This is a genomic window from Streptococcus sp. 27098_8_73, from assembly GCF_041432495.1.
GTDB lineage: Bacteria > Bacillota > Bacilli > Lactobacillales > Streptococcaceae > Streptococcus.
Window position 1 is genome coordinate 136,708 of sequence record NZ_JAPVZT010000006.1, and the last position, 22,971, is coordinate 159,678.

The following is a 22,971-nucleotide window of genomic DNA, read 5'->3' on the forward strand; positions in this document are numbered from 1 at the left end:
CTCACTTATACTGCCGTAAATTTAGATCTTCCATTTTCTGAGCCAGTCGAATAGCATCGCCAATCTCGGCTGCCATTCGGTGGACCTCCACATCATGCACTCGGACAGCCTCGATACCCTGACTGGCTGCAATGCTGGTCAAATGAGCTGAAGCCAGGTCTCTGTTTTGAAAACCAGCTTCCGTCTCTGGGTCAGTTTCAAAACCATTTTCTTCTAATATATTGACCAAAAATCGCTTGCGAGAGACACCCAGAAAAATAGGAAAGCCAGCCTGATGAATGCTATCTAACTCCTGTAAGAGCAAGAGATTTTCCCGCTTTGTCAAACCAAAGCCAATCCCTGGATCCAGCATGATTTGCTCCCGCTCCAGCCCAGCTTGCTTAGCTTTCCCCAGTGTTCTTTCAAAAAATGCCCACATGAGCGCCTGAATACCCAGCTGTTCAAAATTTGCTAATTCTGACTCGGTAAAAGCAGGCCCAAAGCCGAAAGTCGGAAAGATTTTCGAGCTAGCATGTTGGGGCCGAGCCATGACTGGATTGAACATGGCGATAACTGGCGCTCCAGCCTTGGCAGCCACAGCTGCCATTTTCTCATCACCCAAGAGTCCTGTGATGTCATTGATGATATTAGCTCCAGCGGCCAAAGCTACTTCTGCAACTGACGCCTTCCAAGTATCTACAGAAATGAGAATATCAGTCTCCCGACGAAGAGCCTCAATGACTGGTACCACACGACCTATCTCCGCTTCGATGTCCACAAAATGGCTGCCCGGACGAGTCGACTCACCACCGATATCCAGCAGATGAGCTCCCTGAGCTATCATCTTGCGCGCCTGCTCCAGAGCCTTTTCCACCGTATTATATTTGCCCCCATCCGAAAAGGAATCTGGGGTAACATTAAGGATCCCACAAAGGGCCGTCTTGCCCTCTGGAGCAAGTTGTCTTAGATTCATCGTATTTCCTTTCCCCTTGCTACTACTGCCTTTCAACAAAAAAGGCACACCCATCTAGTGTACCGCAAAGCCAACAGCAGATGCAGCATCCAGTCCTATGAACTGCACTTGACTTCACAAGTAGACCTCATCTGCCCCTTGTTTCATTTACCATTTTACCACAATTCCCCTATTTAAGAAAACACTTTTTACAAACAGAAAGGCAAAAGGAGAATCAGAAGTAAATTCCGAAGAAGATGAGCCAGTAAGGACAATTCTAGAGAGCTAACCCAGGCTTTTAAGAGCTGGACAAAAGCCATGCCTAAGCTTAGATAAATTAGAAAACAAGATGATTCTCCGGGATTTCTCAGGAAAGCAAAGAGAGTGATTCCCAAGGCAATCCGCCAACTCTTCCTGTATTTCATCTGCCTGTTTTGCTTAGCCTGTGATGACATACCAAATAAATCCATGCCAAGCAATAGCAAGGAGGAAGCGGAAAAACTGTTTGAGATAAGCTGCTGCAAAGGCGTTAGCTCAGAACTCGACTGCCCACAAAGGAGAACAAGACTCGCTGCGTTGCTTGCAATCATCAAAAAATAGAGGTAGCGCAAGTGCTGAAACCGCTTGGAAGCACGCAACTCTATCTTAAAATCCCGCCACTCACGAGAAAAATAAGAGGCATATCCTAAAAGAATGAACAAAAACAGAGAGATAAAAAGCAAGTTAGGCCTCGATAAAGCGAAACGATTGGTCATCGGATGAACCAAAAGCAGCAAGACCGATTGCATTAGCATAGCTACTAATAAGATTTGGATAGATTTTTGAAATTTGAGACGCATATTTTTCACTCCCTAAAGCTAAGATACAATTATCATTCTAAATCAAAAGATTCGCTCTGTTGGCTCGCTGCGCTAAAAAGTCACTTTTTATCCCTGAAATGTCAAAAAAGAGGTCAATCTGACCTCTTCATCCATGAATGATATCTAGTTAACTTTGTGAGATGATCATCACCAAAATAGCAATGGCATTCCGTAACATATGGGCTAAAATTCCCATTTCCAAACGCTTAGTCTGGTGAACCACCAAAGCTAGAACGCCCCCCATACCAGCATAAAGGACAAAACTACCGATGTTGGTCGGACCGTGGAAAAAACCAAAAAGGATAGAACCAACTATCAGACCAATCAACTCATGCTTTGGAAACAGCTTTTGGGGAATCAAACCACGGAAAATAATCTCTTCCAAAATTGGCGCTGAAAAAACAGCTCCCACAATAAGCAAAACAACGGGCGTACTCTGAAACAAGTTTTGCAAAGCAGTTTGATTGGCTGTCGTTCCTGAAAGTTGGCCCTCTAGAACCATAATAATCGCAGCAAAAATACTAACTCCGAAAGTTATCAGATAGGATAATACTAGCCAGATCACTGATTTTAAATTAAAAAAACTAAAATCAAGGGTCAGTAAGCCTTCTTTTTTAGCCATTCGCAGGGCATAAAAAATGATCACAAAATAAATCATCAGAACAAGTAAAGTGTTTCCCAGTGAGAAACTTTGATCTCGACCTTTGTAAAACTGGATCAGTACAAAAGGAACTTGAGTCTGTACGGCTAAAAACAAAGCCAGTAAACTATATTCTACTTTTTGCAAAAAAATTTTCATTTCTTCCTCCTTTTACTTAGTATATCGAATTTTTCCCTTCCTGTACAGCTAAGAGCCATATAAAATCAAAAAATGTGCCATCATGCTCACTAGGAAGCTCCTTCCCTAAGCTGTTGATTCGATATGGCAACAAAATGGATATCTGAAACCTCCAGTTATATTCTAACTGCGCCCCTCCGTGCAAGCTAACAAAAAAGAAGAGAATACAAGATTCTCTTCCTGATAGACTTTTATATGTAAACTCAAGTAAGTTCTTATGATTCTACACTTGTTTCAACTTCTTCAGTCTCTGCTGTTTCCACAACTTCGTCAATGATTTCAACTTCATTGATTGCTTGTGGTTCCAAGTTACGGTAACGAGCCATACCAGTACCAGCTGGGATAATCTTACCGATGATAACATTTTCCTTAAGGCCAAGGAGATGATCTTTCTTACCACGGATCGCAGCATCTGTCAGGACACGAGTTGTTTCCTGGAAGGAAGCTGCAGACAAGAAGCTGTTTGTCTCAAGGGAAGCCTTGGTGATTCCCATGAGGACTGGACGAGCTGTCGCAGGCACACCGCCTGAGATAACCACATCACGGTTAGCATCTGTAAAGTCTGTGATATCCATGAGAGTTCCCATAAGAAGATCTGTGTCACCTGGATCCATGACGCGCACCTTGCGAATCATTTGGCGAACCATTACTTCGATGTGTTTGTCGCCGATTTCTACCCCTTGACTGCGGTAAACTTTTTGTACTTCAGCAAGCAGGTAAGTTTCAACAGACAAGACATCACGGACAGCCAGTAAGTGCTTAGGCTGAATAGAACCTTCGGTCAAGGCAGCACCACGGGAAACTTGGTCGCCCACTTCTACCTTCATGCGGGCTGTGAATGGCACCACGTATTCACCTTCGCCAGTTGCACCTGTAACAAAGACTTTCTTGGTACGAGTAGATGCATCTTCTTCGATGGCAGTAACTTCACCCTTGACTTCAGTGATGACCGCTTCCCCTTTCGGATTGCGGGCTTCAAAGATTTCTTGGACACGAGGAAGACCTTGTGTGATATCGGTATTAGAGGCAACCCCACCCGTGTGGAAGGTACGCATTGTAAGCTGTGTACCAGGTTCCCCGATAGATTGGGCAGCGATGGTTCCGACTGCTTCACCAACTTCAACCGCATCGCCAGTCGCCAAGTTGATACCGTAACAATGACGGCAGACACCGTGGCGGGTGTTACATGTAAATACGGAACGGATAGTAACTTCTTCCACACCCGCATTGACAATCTCACGCGCCTTGTCTTCTGTAATCAATTCATTTGGACCGATGATAACTGCGCCAGTTTCTGGATGTTTAACCGTCTTCTTAGTGTAACGGCCATTGAGACGCTCTTCCAGAGACTCGATCATTTCCTTACCTTCTGTAATAGAAGTGATGAGCAAGCCGCGGTCTGTACCACAGTCATCCTCACGGATAATCACGTCTTGAGCAACGTCAACCAGACGACGAGTCAAGTAACCTGAATCGGCTGTCTTGAGGGCCGTATCGGTCATACCTTTACGGGCACCGTGAGTTGAGAAGAACATTTCCAATACAGACAAACCTTCGCGGAAGTTTGAAAGGATTGGCAATTCCATGATACGTCCGTTCGGAGCAGCCATCAGACCACGCATACCGGCAAGCTGTGAGAAGTTCGAGATGTTACCACGGGCTCCAGAGTCCATCATCATAACGATTGGGTTCTTCGGATCTTGGTTAGCAACCAAGCGTTTTTCCAGTTTTTCACGGGCAGCACGCCATTCAGCTGTAACAGCATTGTAGCGTTCGTCGTCAGTAATCATACCACGACGGAATTGCTTAGTGATTTGTTCTACACGCTTGTGAGATTCTTCAATGATCTCTGCCTTGTCTTCCACGACTGGAATGTCAGCAATACCCACTGTCAAACCAGCCAGCGTAGAATGGTGGTAACCTAGGTCTTTCAAGCGGTCCAGCAGGGCAGATGTTTCTGTAGTGCGGAAGCGTTTGAAGATTTCAGCGATGATATTTCCTAGATTTTTCTTCTTGAACGGAATATTTAACTCTAGGGCTTCAATGGCAGACTTGATATCTTTACCTGGCTCCAAGAAGTATTTAGCTGGAACACCTTCTGTCAAGTTAGCATTCGTTGGCTCTTGCAGGTAAGGCAGCTCTTCTGGCATGATATCGTTGAAGAGAATCTTACCTACTGTAGTCATGAGGATCTTGTGTTTTTGATCTTCTGTCCAAGGTTTGTTGAGGCTATCTGTCGCGATACCCACACGAGTGTGCAAGTGGACATAGCCATTACGCAAGGCCATCACGGCTTCATCACGGTCTTTAAAGACCATGCCTTCACCTTCACGACCTGCTTCTTCCATAGTCAAGTAGTAGTTACCCAAGACCATATCCTGAGACGGTGTTACAACCGGTTTTCCGTCTTTCGGATTCAAGATGTGCTCAGCAGCCAGCATGAGGATACGAGCTTCAGCTTGCGCTTCTTCAGACAATGGAACGTGAATGGCCATTTGGTCACCGTCAAAGTCGGCATTGTAGGCTTCACAGACCAGTGGGTGCAAGCGAAGAGCTTTACCGTCGATTAGAACTGGCTCAAAGGCTTGGATACCCAAACGGTGAAGGGTCGGTGCGCGGTTAAGGAGCACTGGGTGTTCTTTGATAACATCTTCCAAGACATCCCAAATACGCTCATCGCCACGCTCTACCATGCGCTTAGCAGCTTTCACATTCTGAGCATAGTCACGGGCAACAATTTCCCGCATGACAAACGGTTTGAAGAGCTCGATCGCCATTTCACGTGGCACACCACATTGATACATCTTCAATGTCGGACCAACGGCGATAACGGAACGGCCTGAGAAGTCAACCCGTTTACCCAGCAAGTTTTGACGGAAACGTCCTTGTTTACCTTTGAGCATGTGACTCAAAGACTTAAGTGGACGGCTACCTGGTCCAGTGATTGGACGACCACGACGACCATTGTCAATCAAAGCATCAACTGCTTCTTGCAGCATCCGCTTCTCATTTTGAACGATGATACCTGGTGCATTCAACTCAAGCAAACGAGCCAAACGATTGTTCCGGTTGATAACGCGGCGGTAAAGGTCATTCAAGTCAGATGAGGCAAAGCGGCCACCATCCAATTGAAGCATTGGACGTAGATCTGGCGGAATGACTGGCAGGATGTTGAGAATCATCCATTCTGGCTTATTGCCAGAGCGGTAGAAGGCATCCAAAACGTCCAAACGACGAATAGCCTTGATTCGTTTTTGACCAGAAGCTGTTTTCAATTCTTCCTTGAGAGCCGCAATTTCCGTTTCCAAATCCACTTGTTTCAGCAAGTCTTGGATCGCTTCTGCTCCCATCTTGGCAACGAATGAACCTGCACCATATTCACGGAGGCGCTCACGGTACTCGCGCTCAGTCATGATAGATTTGTGCTCCAGTGGTGTTTCCTTAGGATCAATCACCACATAAGCCGCAAAATAAATGACTTCTTCTAGGGCGCGCGGACTCATATCCAGAGTCAAGCCCATACGGCTTGGGATTCCCTTGAAATACCAAATGTGAGAAACCGGTGCTTTAAGCTCGATGTGGCCCATACGCTCACGACGAACCTTGGTCCGTGTTACTTCAACACCACAGCGGTCACAAATAATCCCTTTGTAACGAATCCGTTTGTATTTACCGCAGGCACACTCCCAATCCTTGGTTGGCCCGAAGATCACCTCGTCAAAGAGGCCTTCACGTTCTGGCTTCAAGGTCCGGTAATTGATTGTCTCAGGCTTCTTCACTTCTCCGTAAGACCATGAACGGACCTTACTTGGAGAAGCTAGGGTGATTTGCATACTTTTAAATCGATTTACATCAACCACTATTTCTTACCTTTCTTATTTATCTAATCAGCGACGAATTATTTTTCTTCATTTCCTTCAGCATCAAAAGCTGCTTTAGCTTCTTGAGCCTGTTTTTGACGTGCTTTTTCCAGATCGTCCACATGGATCACATCTTCATCCATGTCTTCATCCAAGTCACGAAGTTCCACTTCTTGGTCATCTTCGTCAAGGACACGCATGTCAAGACCAAGAGATTGCAATTCTTTCACAAGAACTCGGAAGGATTCTGGGACACCTGGTTTTGGAATTGGTTTCCCTTTGGTAATCGCTTCATAAGCTTTCAAACGTCCGTTGATATCGTCAGACTTGTAAGTCAAGATTTCTTGAAGTACGTTTGACGCACCGTAAGCCTCTAGAGCCCAAACTTCCATTTCCCCGAAACGTTGTCCACCAAACTGAGCTTTACCTCCGAGTGGCTGTTGGGTAACGGTTGAGTATGGACCAACTGAGCGGGCATGGAGCTTATCGTCAACCATGTGGTGGAGCTTGATCATGTACATGACACCGACAGAAACGCGGTTATCAAATGGCTCACCAGTACGTCCATCATAAAGAATTGTCTTAGCATCGCTGTCCATACCAGCTTCACGAACTGTAGACCAGAGATCTTCTGAGCTAGCTCCGTCAAAGACCGGTGTCGCAATGTGGATGCCCAAGTTACGAGCTGCCATACCAAGGTGGAGTTCCATAACTTGACCGATATTCATACGGGATGGCACCCCAAGTGGATTCAACATGATATCGACTGGAGTTCCGTCTGGCAAGTATGGCATGTCTTCCACAGGAACGATACGGGATACAACCCCTTTGTTTCCGTGACGTCCGGCCATCTTATCTCCGACCTTGATCTTACGTTTTTGAGCGATGTAGACACGCACCAACATGTTAACACCTGATTGTAGCTCATCACCGTTAGCACGGGTAAAGATCTTGACATCACGAACAACACCATCGGCACCGTGTGGTACACGAAGAGAAGTGTCACGTACTTCACGAGACTTATCACCAAAGATAGCGTGCAAGAGGCGTTCTTCAGCTGAAAGGTCTTTCTCACCCTTAGGTGTTACTTTACCGACAAGGATATCGCCTTCTTTAACCTCAGCACCGATACGGATAATCCCCATTTCGTCAAGGTCTTTAAGGGCATCTTCACCAACGTTTGGAATTTCACGAGTGATTTCTTCAGGCCCAAGCTTTGTATCACGTGTTTCTGATTCGTATTCTTCGAGGTGGACAGATGTATAGACATCGTCTTTCACCAGACGCTCACTCATGATAACCGCATCCTCGAAGTTGTAACCTTCCCATGTCATGTAGGCAACGATTGGGTTTTGTCCAAGCGCCATTTCTCCATTTTCCATAGAAGGTCCGTCAGCGATAAAGTCGCCTTTTTCAACGACATCGCCAACTTTTACAAGGGTGCGTTGGTTGTAGGCAGTTCCTGAGTTAGAACGACGGAATTTTTGGATGTGGTACACATCTAGTGAACCATCTTCGCGACGAACTTCTACCTTATCCGCATCCGCATAGGTAACCTTACCATCATACTGAGCAATAACCGCCGCACCAGAATCGTGGGCAGCTTGGTATTCCATACCAGTACCGACATAAGGCGCTTTTGGATCAATCAAAGGCACAGCCTGACGTTGCATGTTGGCACCCATGAGGGCACGGTTGGAGTCGTCATTTTCCAAGAAAGGAATACATGCAGTCGCAACGGCAACTACCTGCTTAGGTGATACATCCATGTAGTCTACTTGGTCTGAAGGGAATTCTTGGTTATTACCTTGGTGGCGTCCCATAACGATAGGCTCTGCAAAGCCACCTTTCTCATTAAGTTTAGAGTTTGCCTGAGCTACGATAAATTCATCTTCCTCATCAGCTGTCAGCCAAACAATTTCGTTGGTCACCACACCAGCTTCACGGTCTACCTTACGGTAAGGTGTTTGAATAAATCCGTATTTGTTAAGATGTCCGTAAGAAGACAAGTTATTGATCAAACCGATGTTTGGTCCTTCAGGCGTTTCAATCGGACACATACGACCATAGTGAGTATAGTGCACGTCCCGCACTTCATAACCAGCGCGGTCACGTGTCAAACCACCAGGTCCTAAGGCAGACAGACGACGCTTGTGAGAAAGCTCAGACAGTGGATTGTGTTGGTCCATGAACTGAGACAACTGTGAAGAACCAAAGAATTCTTTAATAGCAGCAGTTACAGGACGAATGTTAATGATTTGTTGCGGTGTGAGAACCTCATTGTCCTGAACGCTCATCCGTTCGCGAACGTTACGCTCCATCCGAGAAAGTCCCAGACGAACCTGGTTAGCCAAAAGCTCACCAACCGCACGAATACGACGGTTCCCCAAGTGGTCAATATCATCCACACGACCGATACCTTCTGCCAAGTTGAGGAAATAGCTCATTTCAGCCAAGATATCAGCTGGTGTTACAGTCCGAACCTTGTCAGATGGGTTCGCATTGCCAATGATGGTCACAACACGATCTGGATCGCTCGGTGCGACAACCTTGAACTTCTGCAATTCTACAGGCTCTGTCAAGACAGCTGAGTCGTTTGGAATATAAGTGATCTTGTTCAAACCATTGTCCAGATGCTCTGCAATGCTGTCAATCACACTGCGAGTCATGACTGTACCAGCTTCGACAAGAATTTCACCTGTTTCAGCATCTACCAGATGTTCTGCCAATGTTTGATTGAGGAGGCGATTCTTGATGTTGAGCTTCTTGTTAATCTTGTAACGACCAACGGCAGCCAAGTCATAGCGATGTGGATCAAAGAAACGAGCCACAAGCAGAGAACGAGAACTTTCAGCCGTCTTAGGCTCGCCTGGACGAAGGCGCTCATAGATTTCTTTCAGAGCTTCATCCGTACGAGAGTCCATTGGGTTCTTGTGAATATCTTTTTCGATGGTGTTGCGCACCAAGTCGCTGTCACCAAAGATGTCCAAGATCTCATCATCACCTGAGAAACCAAGCGCACGCACCAAAGTAGTAAATGGAATTTTACGAGTCCGGTCAATACGAGTGTAGGCAATGTCTTTTGAGTCTGTTTCCAACTCTAACCAAGCTCCGCGGTTAGGAATGACCGTTGAACCGTAGCCAACTTTACCGTTTTTATCAACTTTATCGTTGAAGTAAACCCCTGGCGAACGCACCAACTGAGACACGATAATCCGCTCACCACCGTTGATGATGAAGGTTCCCATTTCAGTCATGATTGGGAAATCACCAAAGAAGACTTCCTGTGTCTTGATTTCACCGGTTTCCTTGTTAATCAGACGGAAAGTCACAAAGATTGGCGCTGAGTAGCTGGCATCGTGAATGCGTGCTTCTTCTAGCGTATATTTAGGCTCACGGATTTCATAGCCGACAAATTCCAATTCCATGGTGTCGGTAAAGTTTGAAATAGGAAGCACATCCTCGAAGACTTCTTTCAAACCATGGTCCAAGAAATCTTTAAACGAGTCTGTTTGAATTTCAATCAAGTTTGGTAAATCAAGAACTTCTTTGATTCTTGAAAAACTACGACGGGTCCGATGTTTCCCGTATTGAACGTCATGTCCTGCCAAGTTTCTAACTCCTTTTTTATTATAAAGTACAGAGGGAGGGAATCGGAGAGAATTGAGATTTTCTGATTATTGGAATACTAACCATTTGCCTCTCATATCGTACTCTTCTTCACTCTTACCAAGGGGAGACCCCTTCTACGCCATTGACTCTCGTCAAAACAGCTACAATCAGTCCTTTTTGCTAAGTTTTTAGAATCTTTAAATTTGCGTTACAAATCCTAGAATTCTGAAAAATAGACACAAAAAGAGCAGCTAAATCTGACTTATAAAAAGTTTGATTTAACTGCTGCAAGCTTTAATCGGACAATATTTCAATTAAAGCACACGACAAATTATTGGTACTATTATACCATATTTATGTAAAAATTCAAGTAGTTTTATCTAATTTCCAGGACACTTTCACTTTAATCTTGAAATAGAAGCATGTTTATTTTAAGTCGCTCTCATCCACTTCCTCGTCGTCATGAACATGTTCACCCTGGATTTTGATGTATCCTTCATGTTTCCTATCCAATTCTTCCCAGAGTGGCTCATCAATAGCCTTCCGAATCTTTATTTATGATTCTTTTATTATATTTCCTATTTAGAAGCTAGTTGCTGTTCCATTTTTTCAAAGAACTGATTCAATTCTGTTTGAACCTGATGTAGTAGCTCTTTTTCTTGAGTCTTATCTATTTCAATTTTTTTCCTAATAGCATCCTTATCTATATAAGTATATCTTGAATAAGTCAATTTTAATTCTTTATCCACGAAAAAACCTGCATCTATTTCTTTACCATCAATTGTAGTAGAAAAATGAATCAGAAGCTCACTGTCTTCCAAACTAGTCGGTGGGCGTACATCCAAGTTTAATTTACCAGGTATTTTAAGTTCATTTATTCCCCATCGGCGAATCACCGGGTCATCCGGAATTCCATAGCCAGCATCTCGGATAATATCCTCGTTATTACCTGCGAGAATACTTGCCAGTAGTTCAATTTTATTGGCAGAAGAAAAATCTGGTTCAGGTTTATCATCAGGGCCAAAGAGCAACCAAATGGCAAAAGCAGTTATTATCAAAAGTAGGATGCTTATTATTTTTTTACGTACCGACATTTTTATCTTCTCCTCGCTTCAAATAATCATAAAAATCTTCTTTTGATTTTTTATGCTCATCCGTATCTGGTTTCCATAAGAAATCCCATCTTTTCCCGTGCTTGATAAATTGTCCACCTGCTGTATTATTTTCAATAAGGTAATTTAGGAAGTTCCTACCGTTTTCTTTATCACCATTTCCCAAGGTCTTATAAAACTCGGCAACTCGATTTGTTTCATTTACAGCAATCTCATTGTTATAATTTGCTTGTATTTTAAAAACATTGTCAGGCTGACCATTTTTAGATATTCTATCATAAACATTTATAGCATCTAGATCCGAAGTGAAGTCATTATCATCATATCTTGTTGAATCTACATCTCCTTTGAAGGAACTTTCATATCGTTCTGTATTAATAGGAAGTTCACCTATTGTCATAGAATTTCCGAGGGTACTTAGTACGTGAGCCAACAGTTCTTTCATGCCTTCTTTCGTAGATAAGTCTCTATCTCCCCAAGCTTGTTCTGTAAACGTTGATAATTGAATGGCTTCATGAGCAAGATCTTTCTTACTGGGAGAAGAGCCTTGTTGGTTTTCAATACTCTCAATAAATAAACCTGCTTCATAATCAGAGAACCCATAATCTTCTTTTAATGTTTTTCGTAACTTATCAATTTTTAATACACCTCCTAAACCAGACCAAGCTGCACGTCCTGTATCCCCAGCATAGACTGGCGAGGCAACCAATCTGTTAAATTCATAAATCACTCTCTCTTTAGACCATCCTTTTGTTTCAGCTTTTTCAAGAATTGATTGCTGCAACTGGTATAAGAGATTTGCTGTTTCAATATCAAAACCATATATATTTACAAAATCATCCACAATAACTTTCTTTTCCTTCTCAGCTTTAGTCACTGGGATATTCTTATCCAGCTTATGTGACTCAATCTTCTGCTCTTTCATCTTCTTGGCCCAACTCATGTCCACACCATCCGCATAGTAGTTTCCATCACTATCGACAATGATTTCACTTAGTTGTGTGGCTCCTTGAATAGCTAGACGAAGAACTTCTAGACTGTCGCTGAAATATTGGGAGACTTGAGCGACAAAGAACTCCAGCTTTTCAATCTTCTCTTCCAATTCTTTAATTTGTGATTCAATTTGCGACTCTGCACTAGAAAGAATCACCAGAGACTCCATGTGAGAAACGATATTAAATGTAGCAATAGACTTCATGCGCTCTAAGAATGATTCTTTTGCTTCAATAGCCTTTTTGATAGAGGCTAGCTGTTTCTCTCTCAATTCTTTTGTCTTCTTCAGCTGATCCAGATCGAGGTTGCCATACTCTGATACCTGAGCATCGGCAATCCTATATGAATTTAACTCCGTTTGAAGGTCGTCCACTGCAGCCTGTAGCTTCTTAATGGCAGGAATGATAATTTCTGAAAAAAGGCCCTTACCTGCTGTATAGGCTGCTCCCATGAGTTCTCCAGAGTCTAGGTGGCTATCAGGTGGTCACATCCCTGAGACAATCGGTCTGTCACCTCATTGGCCACTTGAATATTATTAGCCATAGCCTCCATCAGCTGTGAGGACTCCGATGCACTGTACTTTACTCCCATGGTAAAGAGTTCCTTTCTTTCGTCAATCTTTCTCGATTTTCATCTAATTTTTGCCGAACTTTCCTTGTTTGTTTGGAAACATTGTCCAACTCTTGCTCTACGTAGCTGTCAATTGCTTGTTGCAAGGCTTGGTTTTCTTCCCATATTTTACGATTGGTATGGCTTGTCTCTGATACGGGATCTATCAAGTTTTCTATTTGGGCATTTATCGTCCAGATATCTGCACGAAAATCCATTACCTTCTCTTCGTAACGTCTTTTGATAACTAAAAGATCTTCTTCTTGATTCTCAAGCTGGATGATTTGCTTATATAATTGTTCACGTTTTTCTTGATTTTTATCTTTTATCATCAGTTGCTCCAACGTTGTGCCTGCTCTATATCGCGTTTCTCAATTTTTGCAGCAATTTCTGGAAATTTATTAGCCTGAGTTAAGACGGCCGAACTGAAGTCACTGACAGCCTGCAACATTTGATTGCAGGCTTGACGACCAGCTTCCATTCCAGCAATATCACTTGTATAGCCAAATTCAACTTGATTGTTCCTGAAGGCTGAAGTATCCACTCCTACTAATTCACTAATTGCGGAACTTGCTGCGATAGTATCTGAAGAAATCTTCCCTGACATCTAGTATTCCCTACCTTTCGTTCTAATTGTTAGGCAATTTCTCATTGGCTATTACGATTGGTGTTGCCAGTGGTACCACCCAAGATTGCTCCCCAAGCTTTCTGATAATCCGCATCAGATGCACCGATACCAAAGCGATAGCTCGTCGTTGGAGCGCCATTCTTAGCCCAGTAGCTAGGAACAGTCGGACCGCTTAGATTGATGGAGCGACCGTTAATTGTGACGGTTCCTGGTCTTTCTCCAGTAGACTTGAGAACATCCGACTTGATAACACTCGAATCAAGATTGAACTTCTCTCCGATTCCCCAGGCACTTGGATCCGCCTCATAAATGGCATTGGCTAAATAAGCCATATAGGCTGCATTATTATTGTAGCCTGTCAGAGCAGCCATAGAAGTATTGTCATCATGACCAATCCAGCCTCCAAGGGTCATCCGAGGAGTGGAAAGCATGAGCCACATGTCACCATTGCTGTTGGTTGTACCTGTCTTACCAATCCAGTCTGCACCTGCCAAGGTACCATTGACTTGACTAATCCTTGATTTAAAGGTCGTAGTTGCACCAGAATTGAGCACACCTCGCATCAATCCTTGCATAATCGTTGCAGTAGCAGGCGAGTAAACCTGAACTGGTTTTGCCTTATGCTCATAAACCACCTTGCCGTCAGGAGCTGTGATCTTATCAATCATATACTTTTCTTGATAAGAACCGTTATTCGCCAAGGTCTGGAAACCGTTGGTATGCTGGGCAACCGAAACCTCGATCCCCCCACCCATTGGTAGACTTTCAATATCGTAGTTGTCAATATGGTAGCCCATTTTTTCCATATAGCCTCGGACATTCACACCCTTCTCGCGAAGTGCACGATAGGTCCAATAAGCTGGAATATTCCAAGAAGTATTGAGGGCTTCCTGCAGATCCATCATGCCTGTCCCGCGACTGTCCACGTGCATAATTGGCTCACCGCTAGAGAAATTCGTCGGATAATTAGAAAGGACACTCGCGCTTCCCATCAGCCCTTGGTCAATGGCGATCCCATAAGCTAAAATCGGCTTGATAGTCGAACCAGGAGATCTTTCCGTATCAAAAGCATGGTTGTTTTGATTAGAACTATAGTCTCTACCACCGACAAAACCAATAATGGCTCCTGTTTTATTGTCCTGAAGGACATTTCCAACCTCGACCATTCCTGTCCCATCATCCAAGAGACCACCGTAGTTGGCAACAGCATTCTGCATCGCCTGATGAATAGAATGATTGATGGTTGTTGTGACCGTATAGCCACCCTCGCTCAGCTCTTTTCGAGCTAACTCTTGATAAGCTTCAACCGTTGCATTATTTTTTAATTCTTGCTGAGATACATTGTCCCGCTGAATCAAATATTGATACATGGCCGTCTGCGCTTCTGAAAAAGCTGTATGGTAGAGGTAGCTATGCGAGCTCTTTTGAAGGCTCTCCGTCGGTTTAAAATCTTGCGTCAGATCATAGTCCTTGTACTGCTGATAGTCTTCCTCACTCAGTCGACCTGTACGGTACATATTATATAAAACATTCCGAGCCCGCTCTAGACCTAAAGCCATATCATCTGGACTCTTCATACTGCCATCAGAGGCATAGGGTGAATAGACAATCGGGCTCTGAGGCAATCCTGCAATAAACGCAGCCTGTGGAATGCTCAAATCCTTGGCTGATACACCAAAAATCCCTTGAGCTGCTTCTTCCACTCCAGCAATATTTTGTCCTTTGTTATTCCGGCCAAAAGGTGCCACATTCAAATAAGCAGTCAGAATGTCATCCTTAGACATATAGCGTTCCAAAGCCAAGGCATCAACAATCTCTACTGCCTTCCGCTTGAAAGTCGGAGCATCCCCCACGACCTGCTGCTTGATCAACTGCTGAGTTAAGGTCGAGCCCCCGCTGGATGAACCGACTCCAACTACTGAACCCAAGGTTGCCCGCAGAACAGCCTTGGGCACAACACCATTGTGAGTTTCAAAGTTCTCATCTTCCGTCGCAATGATAGCATTTTTGACATTATCCGAAATTGCATCGCTGGAAACTGGGATCCGCAACAAATCATTATCGATTTCAGAAATCAACTCTCCGTTAGCATAGGTCAGCTTCGAAATCCCAGAAATCTTATTGACCTGACTTACCAGCTCCTCCTGCTTAGGCACGGAGACATCACTAAAAAGGCTAGCGGCATAGCCCAATCCGAGTCCAGCCCCCAATACTATTCCAAAAAAGATAAACACAAAAGCGACATTTAAGAGTAGTTTTACTGTCCGAAAAATAACGGAAACAATATCAAGTACCGACCATGTCTCTCCTTTTGGCTTAGACGTCTTAGCAGGTGAGGGCTCCCCCTTACCAAACTGTTTTAACTTTTTTATAAATGGTTTCAACATAGATTCTCCTTATCGACTATTATAGCAAACATCAGCAGATTATATCAAGAAAGAGCTAATTCTAGCGCTTTTACAGGAATTATTTTCTGGCTACTCATTGCTATTTATCGGGTTTGTGATACAATAGAGAGATAAGACAAAAAATAATTGAGCAAGGGCAACTGTCTTTGCTATCTTAGAAAAGGAGAGACAACTATGCACATTTTTGATGAGCTAAAAGAGCGTGGTTTGATTTTTCAAACTACGGATGAAGAAGCTTTGCGTAAAGCCTTAGAAGAAGGGCAGGTCTCTTATTATACTGGATACGATCCAACAGCGGACAGTCTGCACTTAGGTCACTTGGTGGCTATTTTGACCAGTCGCCGCTTACAATTAGCTGGTCACAAACCTTACGCCCTCGTCGGTGGTGCAACAGGTTTGATTGGTGACCCATCCTTTAAAGATGCAGAGCGTAGCCTGCAAACCAAGGAAACCGTTAATGGCTGGGTTCAGTCTATCCAAGGCCAACTGTCACGCTTTCTTGACTTTGAAAATGGCGAAAACAAAGCTGTCATGGTCAACAACTACGATTGGTTTGGTAGCATCAGCTTCATTGACTTCCTCCGTGATGTTGGTAAATACTTCACTGTCAACTACATGATGAGCAAAGAATCCGTAAAAAAACGGATTGAAACAGGAATTTCTTACACAGAGTTTGCTTACCAAATCATGCAAGGTTACGACTTCTTTGTCCTTAACCAAGACCACAATGTTACCCTGCAAATCGGTGGTTCTGACCAGTGGGGAAATATGACAGCTGGTACCGAATTGCTTCGTCGTAAGGCTGATAAGACTGGCCACGTTATCACCGTTCCCCTTATCACTGATGCGACTGGTAAGAAATTTGGTAAATCGGAAGGAAACGCGGTCTGGCTCAATGCCGACAAGACTTCTCCATACGAAATGTACCAATTCTGGATGAATGTTATGGATGCTGACGCTGTTCGCTTCTTGAAGATCTTTACTTTCTTGTCGCTCGATGAGATTGAAGACATCCGTAAACAGTTTGAAGCAGCCCCACACGAACGCTTGGCTCAAAAAATCCTCGCTCGTGAAGTTGTAACTCTTGTCCATGGCGAAGAAGCCTACAAACAAGCCCTTAACATTACCGAGCAACTCTTTGCTGGAAATATCAAAAACCTTTCTGTCAAAGAACTCAAACAAGGACTTCGTGGCGTGCCAAACTACCAAGTTCAAGCCGACGAAAATCTTAACATCGTGGAAATCCTCGTGTCATCTGGCGTGGTCAACTCAAAACGCCAAGCCCGCGAAGATCTTCAAAACGGAGCAATTTACGTCAATGGCGACCGTATCCAAGACCTTAACTATGTCTTGAGCGACGCAGATAAGTTAGAAAACGAACTGACTGTTATCCGCCGCGGTAAGAAAAAATACTTTGTATTGACTTACTAAACTGTTCAACATTTATCTATAAACAAAGGAGTTAACCTCGAGAAAGGTAACTCCTTTTTGCTGTTAATAACTCTCATCTATCTATTTTTAATAGACAGACTACGCAAGACAATGCGCAAGGTTGTTAGATTATGTAAGATAGAGAGATTTGAAGGACTGAGCCAATTAAACAAGCCAAAGCCAATCAAACTACTATTTACGACAATGGTATCTTGAATATTCTTCTTGATGAGTATTTGCAAAGATGATGATAGCGAATCCAACTCTTGGAAGAAATCCAAGCGATTATCTAACAATAAGATATCACTCATCTGCTTAGAAATATCTGCGCTCTCATTCATCACCACACCGATATCTGATAGGGTTAGAGCAGCTGAGTCATTCAACCCATCCCCAACCATCAAAATAGTATGACCTGCTTTCTGCAGTTCCTCTACTAACTCAAATTTCCCATCAGGTTTCAAGTCTGTATAGACCTGATCAAAGGGCAAATCTTTGACTAATTCCTCTGTTCTAACCAAGGTGTCCCCTGTTGCCAGAATCAATTTTTTCCCTTGTGCCTTAAGTTTCTCCAAGGCTGCTTTTGCTTCTTTTCTCAAAGGAGTATGAATGCAGAACATTCCAATCAATTCATTCTGGTAGGCTAAGAATAAGAGATTGTAGTGATTCTTGTACTCTTCAATCAAAGCATGTTGTTCCAAACTAATATGAATCTGCTCATCCTGCATCAAGACATAATTCCCAATAACAACTGGTTGGCCATCAATATGTGACTTAATTCCCTTGCTTGCAATATATTGGAGTTTCCCATGCATTTCCTCATGTTCAATTCCCTCTATCTCGGCTTGTTTGACAATGGCATTAGCAATAGGATGATAAATGTGTTCCTCAAGACAGGCACTGATTCTGAGAATATCTTCCTCACTATAGTCTCCAAAAGGTAACACCTTTTCAACTATAGGATAGCTAGTTGTGATTGTCCCCGTCTTATCAAATAAGAAGGTATCGACTTCCAGATATTTCTCCAGAACATCCCCATCCTTAATCACCATTTCACGATTCAAACCCTCCTTAATAGCCGTTAAATAAGCTACAGGAGTAGAGATTTTCAAAGCGCAGGAGAAATCGACCAATAAGAAAGAAATAGCCTTAGAAAAAGAACCTGTTAATAGGTAAGTCAGACCAGCACCCAAGAAATTATATTTGACGACCTTATCCGCCATCTTGATGAAATAGCGTTGTTTCGTTTTCTTGTTTTCTTCAGATTTCTTCATCAACTCAATCAGCTGTAAAATACGACTGTTCATCTGATTATCGGTTACACGAATGCGTAACTCTCCAGTTTCTAATACTGTATTTGCACAAACCAAATCAGACTCTCTTTTTTCAACTGGAAAACTCTCTCCTGTCAAGGAGCTTTCGTTGACCATACCTAAACCTGAAACTACTTGTCCATCAAACAAAATTTCATTTCCTTGAGATAGGACCAAGACATCTCCTATTTGAACATCGGAACTCTTGATACTAACGACCGTATCGCCCTGTACTAAGAATACATCGCTCTCTTTTGCAAGAAGACTCTGTTCTAAATCCGTTGCAGTTTTTTTCAAAGACCACTGATCCAGACAATTCCCTAAATCAAGCATAAACATGATATTACTAGCTGTCTTGGATTGGTTCATAAACAAGGACAATAAAATGGCTGAACAATCCAAGACCTCCATGGTCAGTTCCTTGCTCGCTAAGGTTTGATAGGCCTCTTTTACATAGCCTAGAGCCTGATAACAAGTCCAAATATAACGAACAGGATAAGGGACAAAACTTCTAAATAACCAACGCTTAATCGCTGCACCTGAAACGATAGAATAGGCACTCTCTTCTCTACGAACAGGAAGAGTCATCAACTCAGAAACTTTCCCTTTATCAATTCTTTTTAAAAAGGCTTCTGCATTGTCTAATACAGAGAAGCCTTCTTTTATACGTAGGGTAAAGCGCTGTTGATCCATGTAAAACTGGATAGACTCAATTCCCTTCTCATCTCTCGCCAAGGAATGAAGATAGTCTTGAATATCCAAGGTGAGTGAAAAAGAAGATGATAGTCGGATATGTTGATATCCTCTATATAGCACTTTAAAAGACATATTATTCTCCTATAAGGCTATCTAATTGCTCTTCTTTTTTCTCTTGCTCATACAAATATTTAGCATCTTGCAAAACATCGTCTCCATGTTGCTTCACAACAGAAACAGATGCATCTAGCTCATCTTTCAACTTGTAAGCCTTAGCCAAAGCTTTAGAATAACCTTTTTTAGCTTCCTTACTTGCTAAGATTTTCAAACCAAGGGTACCAAATACGACACCACCCAAAAATAGTGAAGATTTTTTCGCAACTTTTGCAACGGTTAATACTTCTTTTAACATACTTATTTCCTCCTTATCATTATTATATAGAAATTTAGATATAAAAGCAATTTCATTTTATAAATTGGAGAATTAGTTTTATTTCTACTGAATCTCCCATCTACTTACTCCTAAAGTTGCTTTCACTTGTCTCTTTTGATACACTTAAACTATGAATACAAACCTCAAACCCAAACTCCAGCGCTTTGCTACTGCGACTGCCTTTGCCTGTCCCATCTGCAAGGAAGAGCTGCAGCTGATGGAAAACAGCCTCAAATGCCGACATCGTCATTCTTATGACTTGGCCAAGTTTGGCTATGTCAATCTAGCACCTCAAATCAAGCAGCCCAAAGACTACGATAAGACTAGTTTTCAAAATCGGCAGTTGATCTTAGAAGCAGGATTTTACCAAGCTATCTTAGAAGCTGTCTCGAACTTACTTGCTAGCTCAGAAACTGCCAAAACAGTCTTAGATATTGGCTGCGGCGAGGGCTTCTACTCTCGCAAACTCCAAGAAACCCATCCCCAAAAAACCTTCTATGCCTTCGATATTTCAAAAGATTCCATCCAGTTGGCAGCCAAGAGCGACAGCTCTTTCGCAGTCAATTGGTTCGTTGGTGATTTGGCTAAGCTGCCGCTACAAGATGCCAGCATGGACATCATTTTAGACATCTTTTCTCCAGCCAATTATCAGGAATTTCGGAGAGTCATGTCTAGCAATGCCCTCCTCATCAAAGTCATTCCCACCGAGCACCATCTTCAAGAAATTCGCCAAAAAGCCGCTAGACAGCTCAGCAACAAGGATTACTCTAACCAAGAAGTCATCCAGCATTTCCAAGAGCACTTCGATATAATCTCCGATATTACTGTCGAGTCCAGCCAGTCCTTGACTGCCGAAAGTAGAGCCGCTCTTTTAGCGATGACACCACTCCTCTTTCACGTTGAGCAAGACCAGATCGACTGGACTGACCTCACCCAAGTAACCATTGCCGCTACCATTCTTGTCGGAAAAGCAAAATAAAGAAAAGATAGTCCGCAGACCAAATGCATTCCGTTTGGCTTGCTGACTATCTTTTCTATAACTTATATTTTAATAAACCGTTTTCTCTGTTTCGAAATCAAAGAAATGTGCCTTGTTCAGATCAAAGCCAAGGTCAATTCCAGCACCTGTTTCTGAGTAGTCACGAGCATCTACACGCGCGATAAACTCGCTGTCGCCAACTTGGCAGTAAAGGTGAGACTCAGAACCCAAAAGCTCAGAAACAGAGATGGTCGCATGGACCACAGAGTCTGGGAAGGTCTCTAAGAAGGCAGGTTCTGTATTAATGTCTTCTGGACGAATACCAAAGATCAATTTCTTACCATCATAACCCTTCTCACGCAAAACCTTCAGTGTTCCCTCTGGCACGGTCAAACGCAAGCCATCGGCAACGATTTCATTCCCCTCAAGTGTCACAGTGATAAAGTTCATGGCTGGGCTACCAATGAAGCCCGCCACAAACTTGTTGACTGGATTTCTGTAGACTTCTTGTGGGCTACCGATTTGCTCCACTCGACCAATGGTTCCAGTTCCAGCAGGATTCTTGGTTGCTGACATGATAACAATCCGGTCAGCCAGCGTCATCGCTTCTGTCTGGTCATGGGTAACGTAAATGGTTGTTGCTCCGATACGGCGGTGGATTTTGGCAATCTCAGCACGCATGGACACCCGCAGCTTCGCATCCAAGTTTGACAAAGGCTCGTCCATTAGGAAAACCTTTGCATCACGCACGATGGCACGCCCCATGGCAACACGCTGACGTTGACCACCTGACAAGTCCGCTGGCTTACGATCCAAGAATTCTTTCAATCCAAGGATTTCAGCTGCTTCTTGCACCCGCTTGTCAATATCTTCCTTGCTGTACTTGCGAAGTTTAAGCCCGAAAGCCATGTTGTCGTAGACTGTCATGTGTGGATAGAGGGCATAGTTCTGAAAGACCATGGCGATATCGCGGTCTTTCGGTGCCACGTCATTGACCACTTTACCGTCGATTGACGCTGTTCCTTCTGTGATATCCTCAAGTCCCGCAATCATACGAAGCGTTGTGGATTTCCCACATCCTGACGGACCAACGAAAACGATAAATTCCTTATCCTTAATGTCCAAATTAAAGTCTTCAACAGAATAGTGCTCACTATTTGGATACTTCTTATAAATATTTTTTAGATTTAATTCAACCATAAGTTCCCCTTTACTTTATGTGAAAATAGTTGCCTTTGAAACCCCTAAAAATTTCAAAGCGCTTTCATAAAAATATTATATCCTTTTTTAATTATTATTTCAAGCATTTATTCAAACGTTTGCACAATTTTTTATCATATTTCAACTAACTACTCTTTTAAAACAAAAAATAGGATAGAAAATTTCTATCCTACACGACTAGTTAGTAACACGATAATAAAATTGACCTTGTTCATCAAAGCTATTCATCCCAACTCCCGTCCACAGACGATCTTGGCTGGCATCTGAGCTATCTTGGAAATTTTCTTTATTCGCAAGCTTGACACCTTTTGGAATGAACTCTAGCAAGAAACCACCAGTTTCACCGCCGTATACACCGCCAGAAGCCGTTCCATAATCCGTTAACGATGCTCCGTACAGCTCATAGCTATCAGAAACTAACCCTTTATCATTGAACACCAGCTGGTGACCAGCAGCATTCTGCCAGGTTCCTTTTACACTGGAGTAGTCTCCATTGGCCAAGGCCGAAATATCCATTGCTTTTTTCTCCTCTTGCGTCTTTTCTGGACTAACTTCTGCTGAGCTTTGACTGCTTGTTGCAGAAGAAGACGATTCTGCAACACTCTGGCTAGAAGCTACTTGAGAAGATTCCTGAGTAGTACTCGAACTTGTCTGAGTAGAATTAACTGACTTACTAGAGCAGGCTACCAAAGTCGATAGAGCTAAGCAACATAACAAAGGATAGACTATTTTCTGCTTCATGGCTTTCTCCTTATCCATTAAATAATTACTAATATTATAGACTTTTTCAGCCTATTTTACAAGTTGGCTCAGCTATCCTGCACCGCTAAGACCTTATAGATGGTTTTGCTCAAAGCCGCCTGATAATCCTCTGCACTCAAGGATCTATCCGCAATAACTGCTGCTGTTTGCTTGTCCAGATCTACTGTCACATCTGACACTCCCTCCATAGATAGGAAATGCTTGGTGACGTGTTTGACACAGTTTTGACAAGATAAGTTTTCTAATTGGACAGTTTGTTTCATAGTTTTATTCCTCCGTATATTC

General features: G+C 43.1%; 17 protein-coding genes. 2 read left to right on the forward strand and 15 right to left on the reverse strand.

Annotated features, from left to right (window positions below; genetic code table 11):
- Position 1: 1 nt before the first annotated feature.
- From folP to pbp1b, 10 genes are all read right to left on the reverse strand, one after another.
- A complete protein-coding gene (gene folP / locus O3651_RS05895; RefSeq protein ID WP_371609874.1) occupies positions 2-952 on the reverse strand; it encodes a dihydropteroate synthase in 951 nt (316 codons plus the stop codon).
- A gap of 188 nt (positions 953-1,140) precedes the next feature.
- Positions 1,141-1,770, reverse strand: coding sequence for a hypothetical protein (locus tag O3651_RS05900; protein WP_371609875.1), 630 nt, complete (start codon positions 1,768-1,770; stop codon positions 1,141-1,143).
- Between the two features lie 148 nt (positions 1,771-1,918).
- On the reverse strand, positions 1,919-2,590 hold the full coding sequence (locus O3651_RS05905; protein ID WP_125380191.1) for a CPBP family intramembrane glutamic endopeptidase: 672 nt from the start codon (positions 2,588-2,590) through the stop codon (positions 1,919-1,921).
- A gap of 254 nt (positions 2,591-2,844) precedes the next feature.
- Positions 2,845-6,489, reverse strand: coding sequence for a DNA-directed RNA polymerase subunit beta' (rpoC, locus tag O3651_RS05910; protein ID WP_125406411.1), 3,645 nt, complete (start codon positions 6,487-6,489; stop codon positions 2,845-2,847).
- A 38-nt stretch (positions 6,490-6,527) separates the two neighbouring features.
- Positions 6,528-10,100 carry a DNA-directed RNA polymerase subunit beta gene (rpoB, locus tag O3651_RS05915; RefSeq protein WP_148887344.1) on the reverse strand — a complete coding sequence of 1,191 codons (3,573 nt, stop codon included), beginning with the start codon at positions 10,098-10,100 and terminating at the stop codon, positions 6,528-6,530.
- Positions 10,101-10,679: 579 nt separating this feature from the next.
- Complete coding sequence (locus O3651_RS05920; protein WP_125388023.1) at positions 10,680-11,195, reverse strand: hypothetical protein; 516 nt, start codon at positions 11,193-11,195, stop codon at positions 10,680-10,682.
- The gene (locus O3651_RS05925; protein WP_371609876.1) at positions 11,182-12,579 is read right to left on the reverse strand and encodes an ATP-binding protein; all 1,398 of its coding nucleotides are present in this window, start codon (positions 12,577-12,579) and stop codon (positions 11,182-11,184) included. Before O3651_RS05925 ends, O3651_RS05920 begins: the two co-directional genes overlap by 14 nt.
- A 208-nt stretch (positions 12,580-12,787) precedes the next feature.
- Positions 12,788-13,147 (reverse strand): hypothetical protein, encoded by a 360-nt coding sequence (locus O3651_RS05930; protein ID WP_125388025.1) that lies wholly within the window; start codon positions 13,145-13,147, stop codon positions 12,788-12,790.
- Positions 13,147-13,422, reverse strand: a complete 276-nt coding sequence (locus O3651_RS05935; protein ID WP_125388026.1) for a TIGR04197 family type VII secretion effector — start codon at positions 13,420-13,422, stop codon at positions 13,147-13,149. The genes O3651_RS05930 and O3651_RS05935 overlap by 1 nt, the downstream gene beginning before the upstream one ends.
- 41 nt (positions 13,423-13,463) lie before the next feature.
- Positions 13,464-15,830, reverse strand: coding sequence for a penicillin-binding protein PBP1B (pbp1b, locus tag O3651_RS05940; protein WP_371609877.1), 2,367 nt, complete (start codon positions 15,828-15,830; stop codon positions 13,464-13,466).
- A 195-nt stretch (positions 15,831-16,025) separates the two neighbouring features.
- Between pbp1b and tyrS the strand changes: the two genes are divergently transcribed.
- Positions 16,026-17,282 (forward strand): tyrosine--tRNA ligase, encoded by a 1,257-nt coding sequence (gene tyrS, locus O3651_RS05945; protein ID WP_371609878.1) that lies wholly within the window; start codon positions 16,026-16,028, stop codon positions 17,280-17,282.
- 77 nt (positions 17,283-17,359) lie between these two features.
- On the opposite strand, the gene O3651_RS05950 is transcribed toward tyrS, so the two are convergent.
- Both O3651_RS05950 and O3651_RS05955 read right to left on the reverse strand, forming a co-directional pair.
- Complete coding sequence (locus O3651_RS05950) at positions 17,360-19,423, reverse strand: heavy metal translocating P-type ATPase (RefSeq protein WP_371609879.1); 2,064 nt, start codon at positions 19,421-19,423, stop codon at positions 17,360-17,362.
- A gap of 1 nt (position 19,424) precedes the next feature.
- The gene (locus tag O3651_RS05955; RefSeq protein WP_371609880.1) at positions 19,425-19,703 is read right to left on the reverse strand and encodes a DUF6110 family protein; all 279 of its coding nucleotides are present in this window, start codon (positions 19,701-19,703) and stop codon (positions 19,425-19,427) included.
- A 151-nt stretch (positions 19,704-19,854) separates the two neighbouring features.
- Here O3651_RS05955 and O3651_RS05960 point away from each other — a divergent pair, with 151 nt between their 5' ends.
- Complete coding sequence (locus tag O3651_RS05960; protein ID WP_371609881.1) at positions 19,855-20,703, forward strand: methyltransferase domain-containing protein; 849 nt, start codon at positions 19,855-19,857, stop codon at positions 20,701-20,703.
- A gap of 69 nt (positions 20,704-20,772) precedes the next feature.
- Here O3651_RS05960 and O3651_RS05965 read toward each other — a convergent pair whose 3' ends face one another.
- From O3651_RS05965 to O3651_RS05975, 3 genes are all read right to left on the reverse strand, one after another.
- Positions 20,773-21,903: an ABC transporter ATP-binding protein gene (locus O3651_RS05965; RefSeq protein ID WP_005591277.1), complete on the reverse strand. Its 1,131-nt coding sequence runs from the start codon at positions 21,901-21,903 to the stop codon at positions 20,773-20,775.
- Between the two features lie 198 nt (positions 21,904-22,101).
- Entirely contained in the window at positions 22,102-22,665 is a 564-nt protein-coding gene (locus tag O3651_RS05970; RefSeq protein WP_185760293.1) for a DUF6287 domain-containing protein, read from the reverse strand.
- Between the two features lie 68 nt (positions 22,666-22,733).
- Entirely contained in the window at positions 22,734-22,949 is a 216-nt protein-coding gene (locus tag O3651_RS05975; protein WP_125406420.1) for a heavy-metal-associated domain-containing protein, read from the reverse strand.
- Between the last annotated feature and the right edge of the window lie 22 nt (positions 22,950-22,971).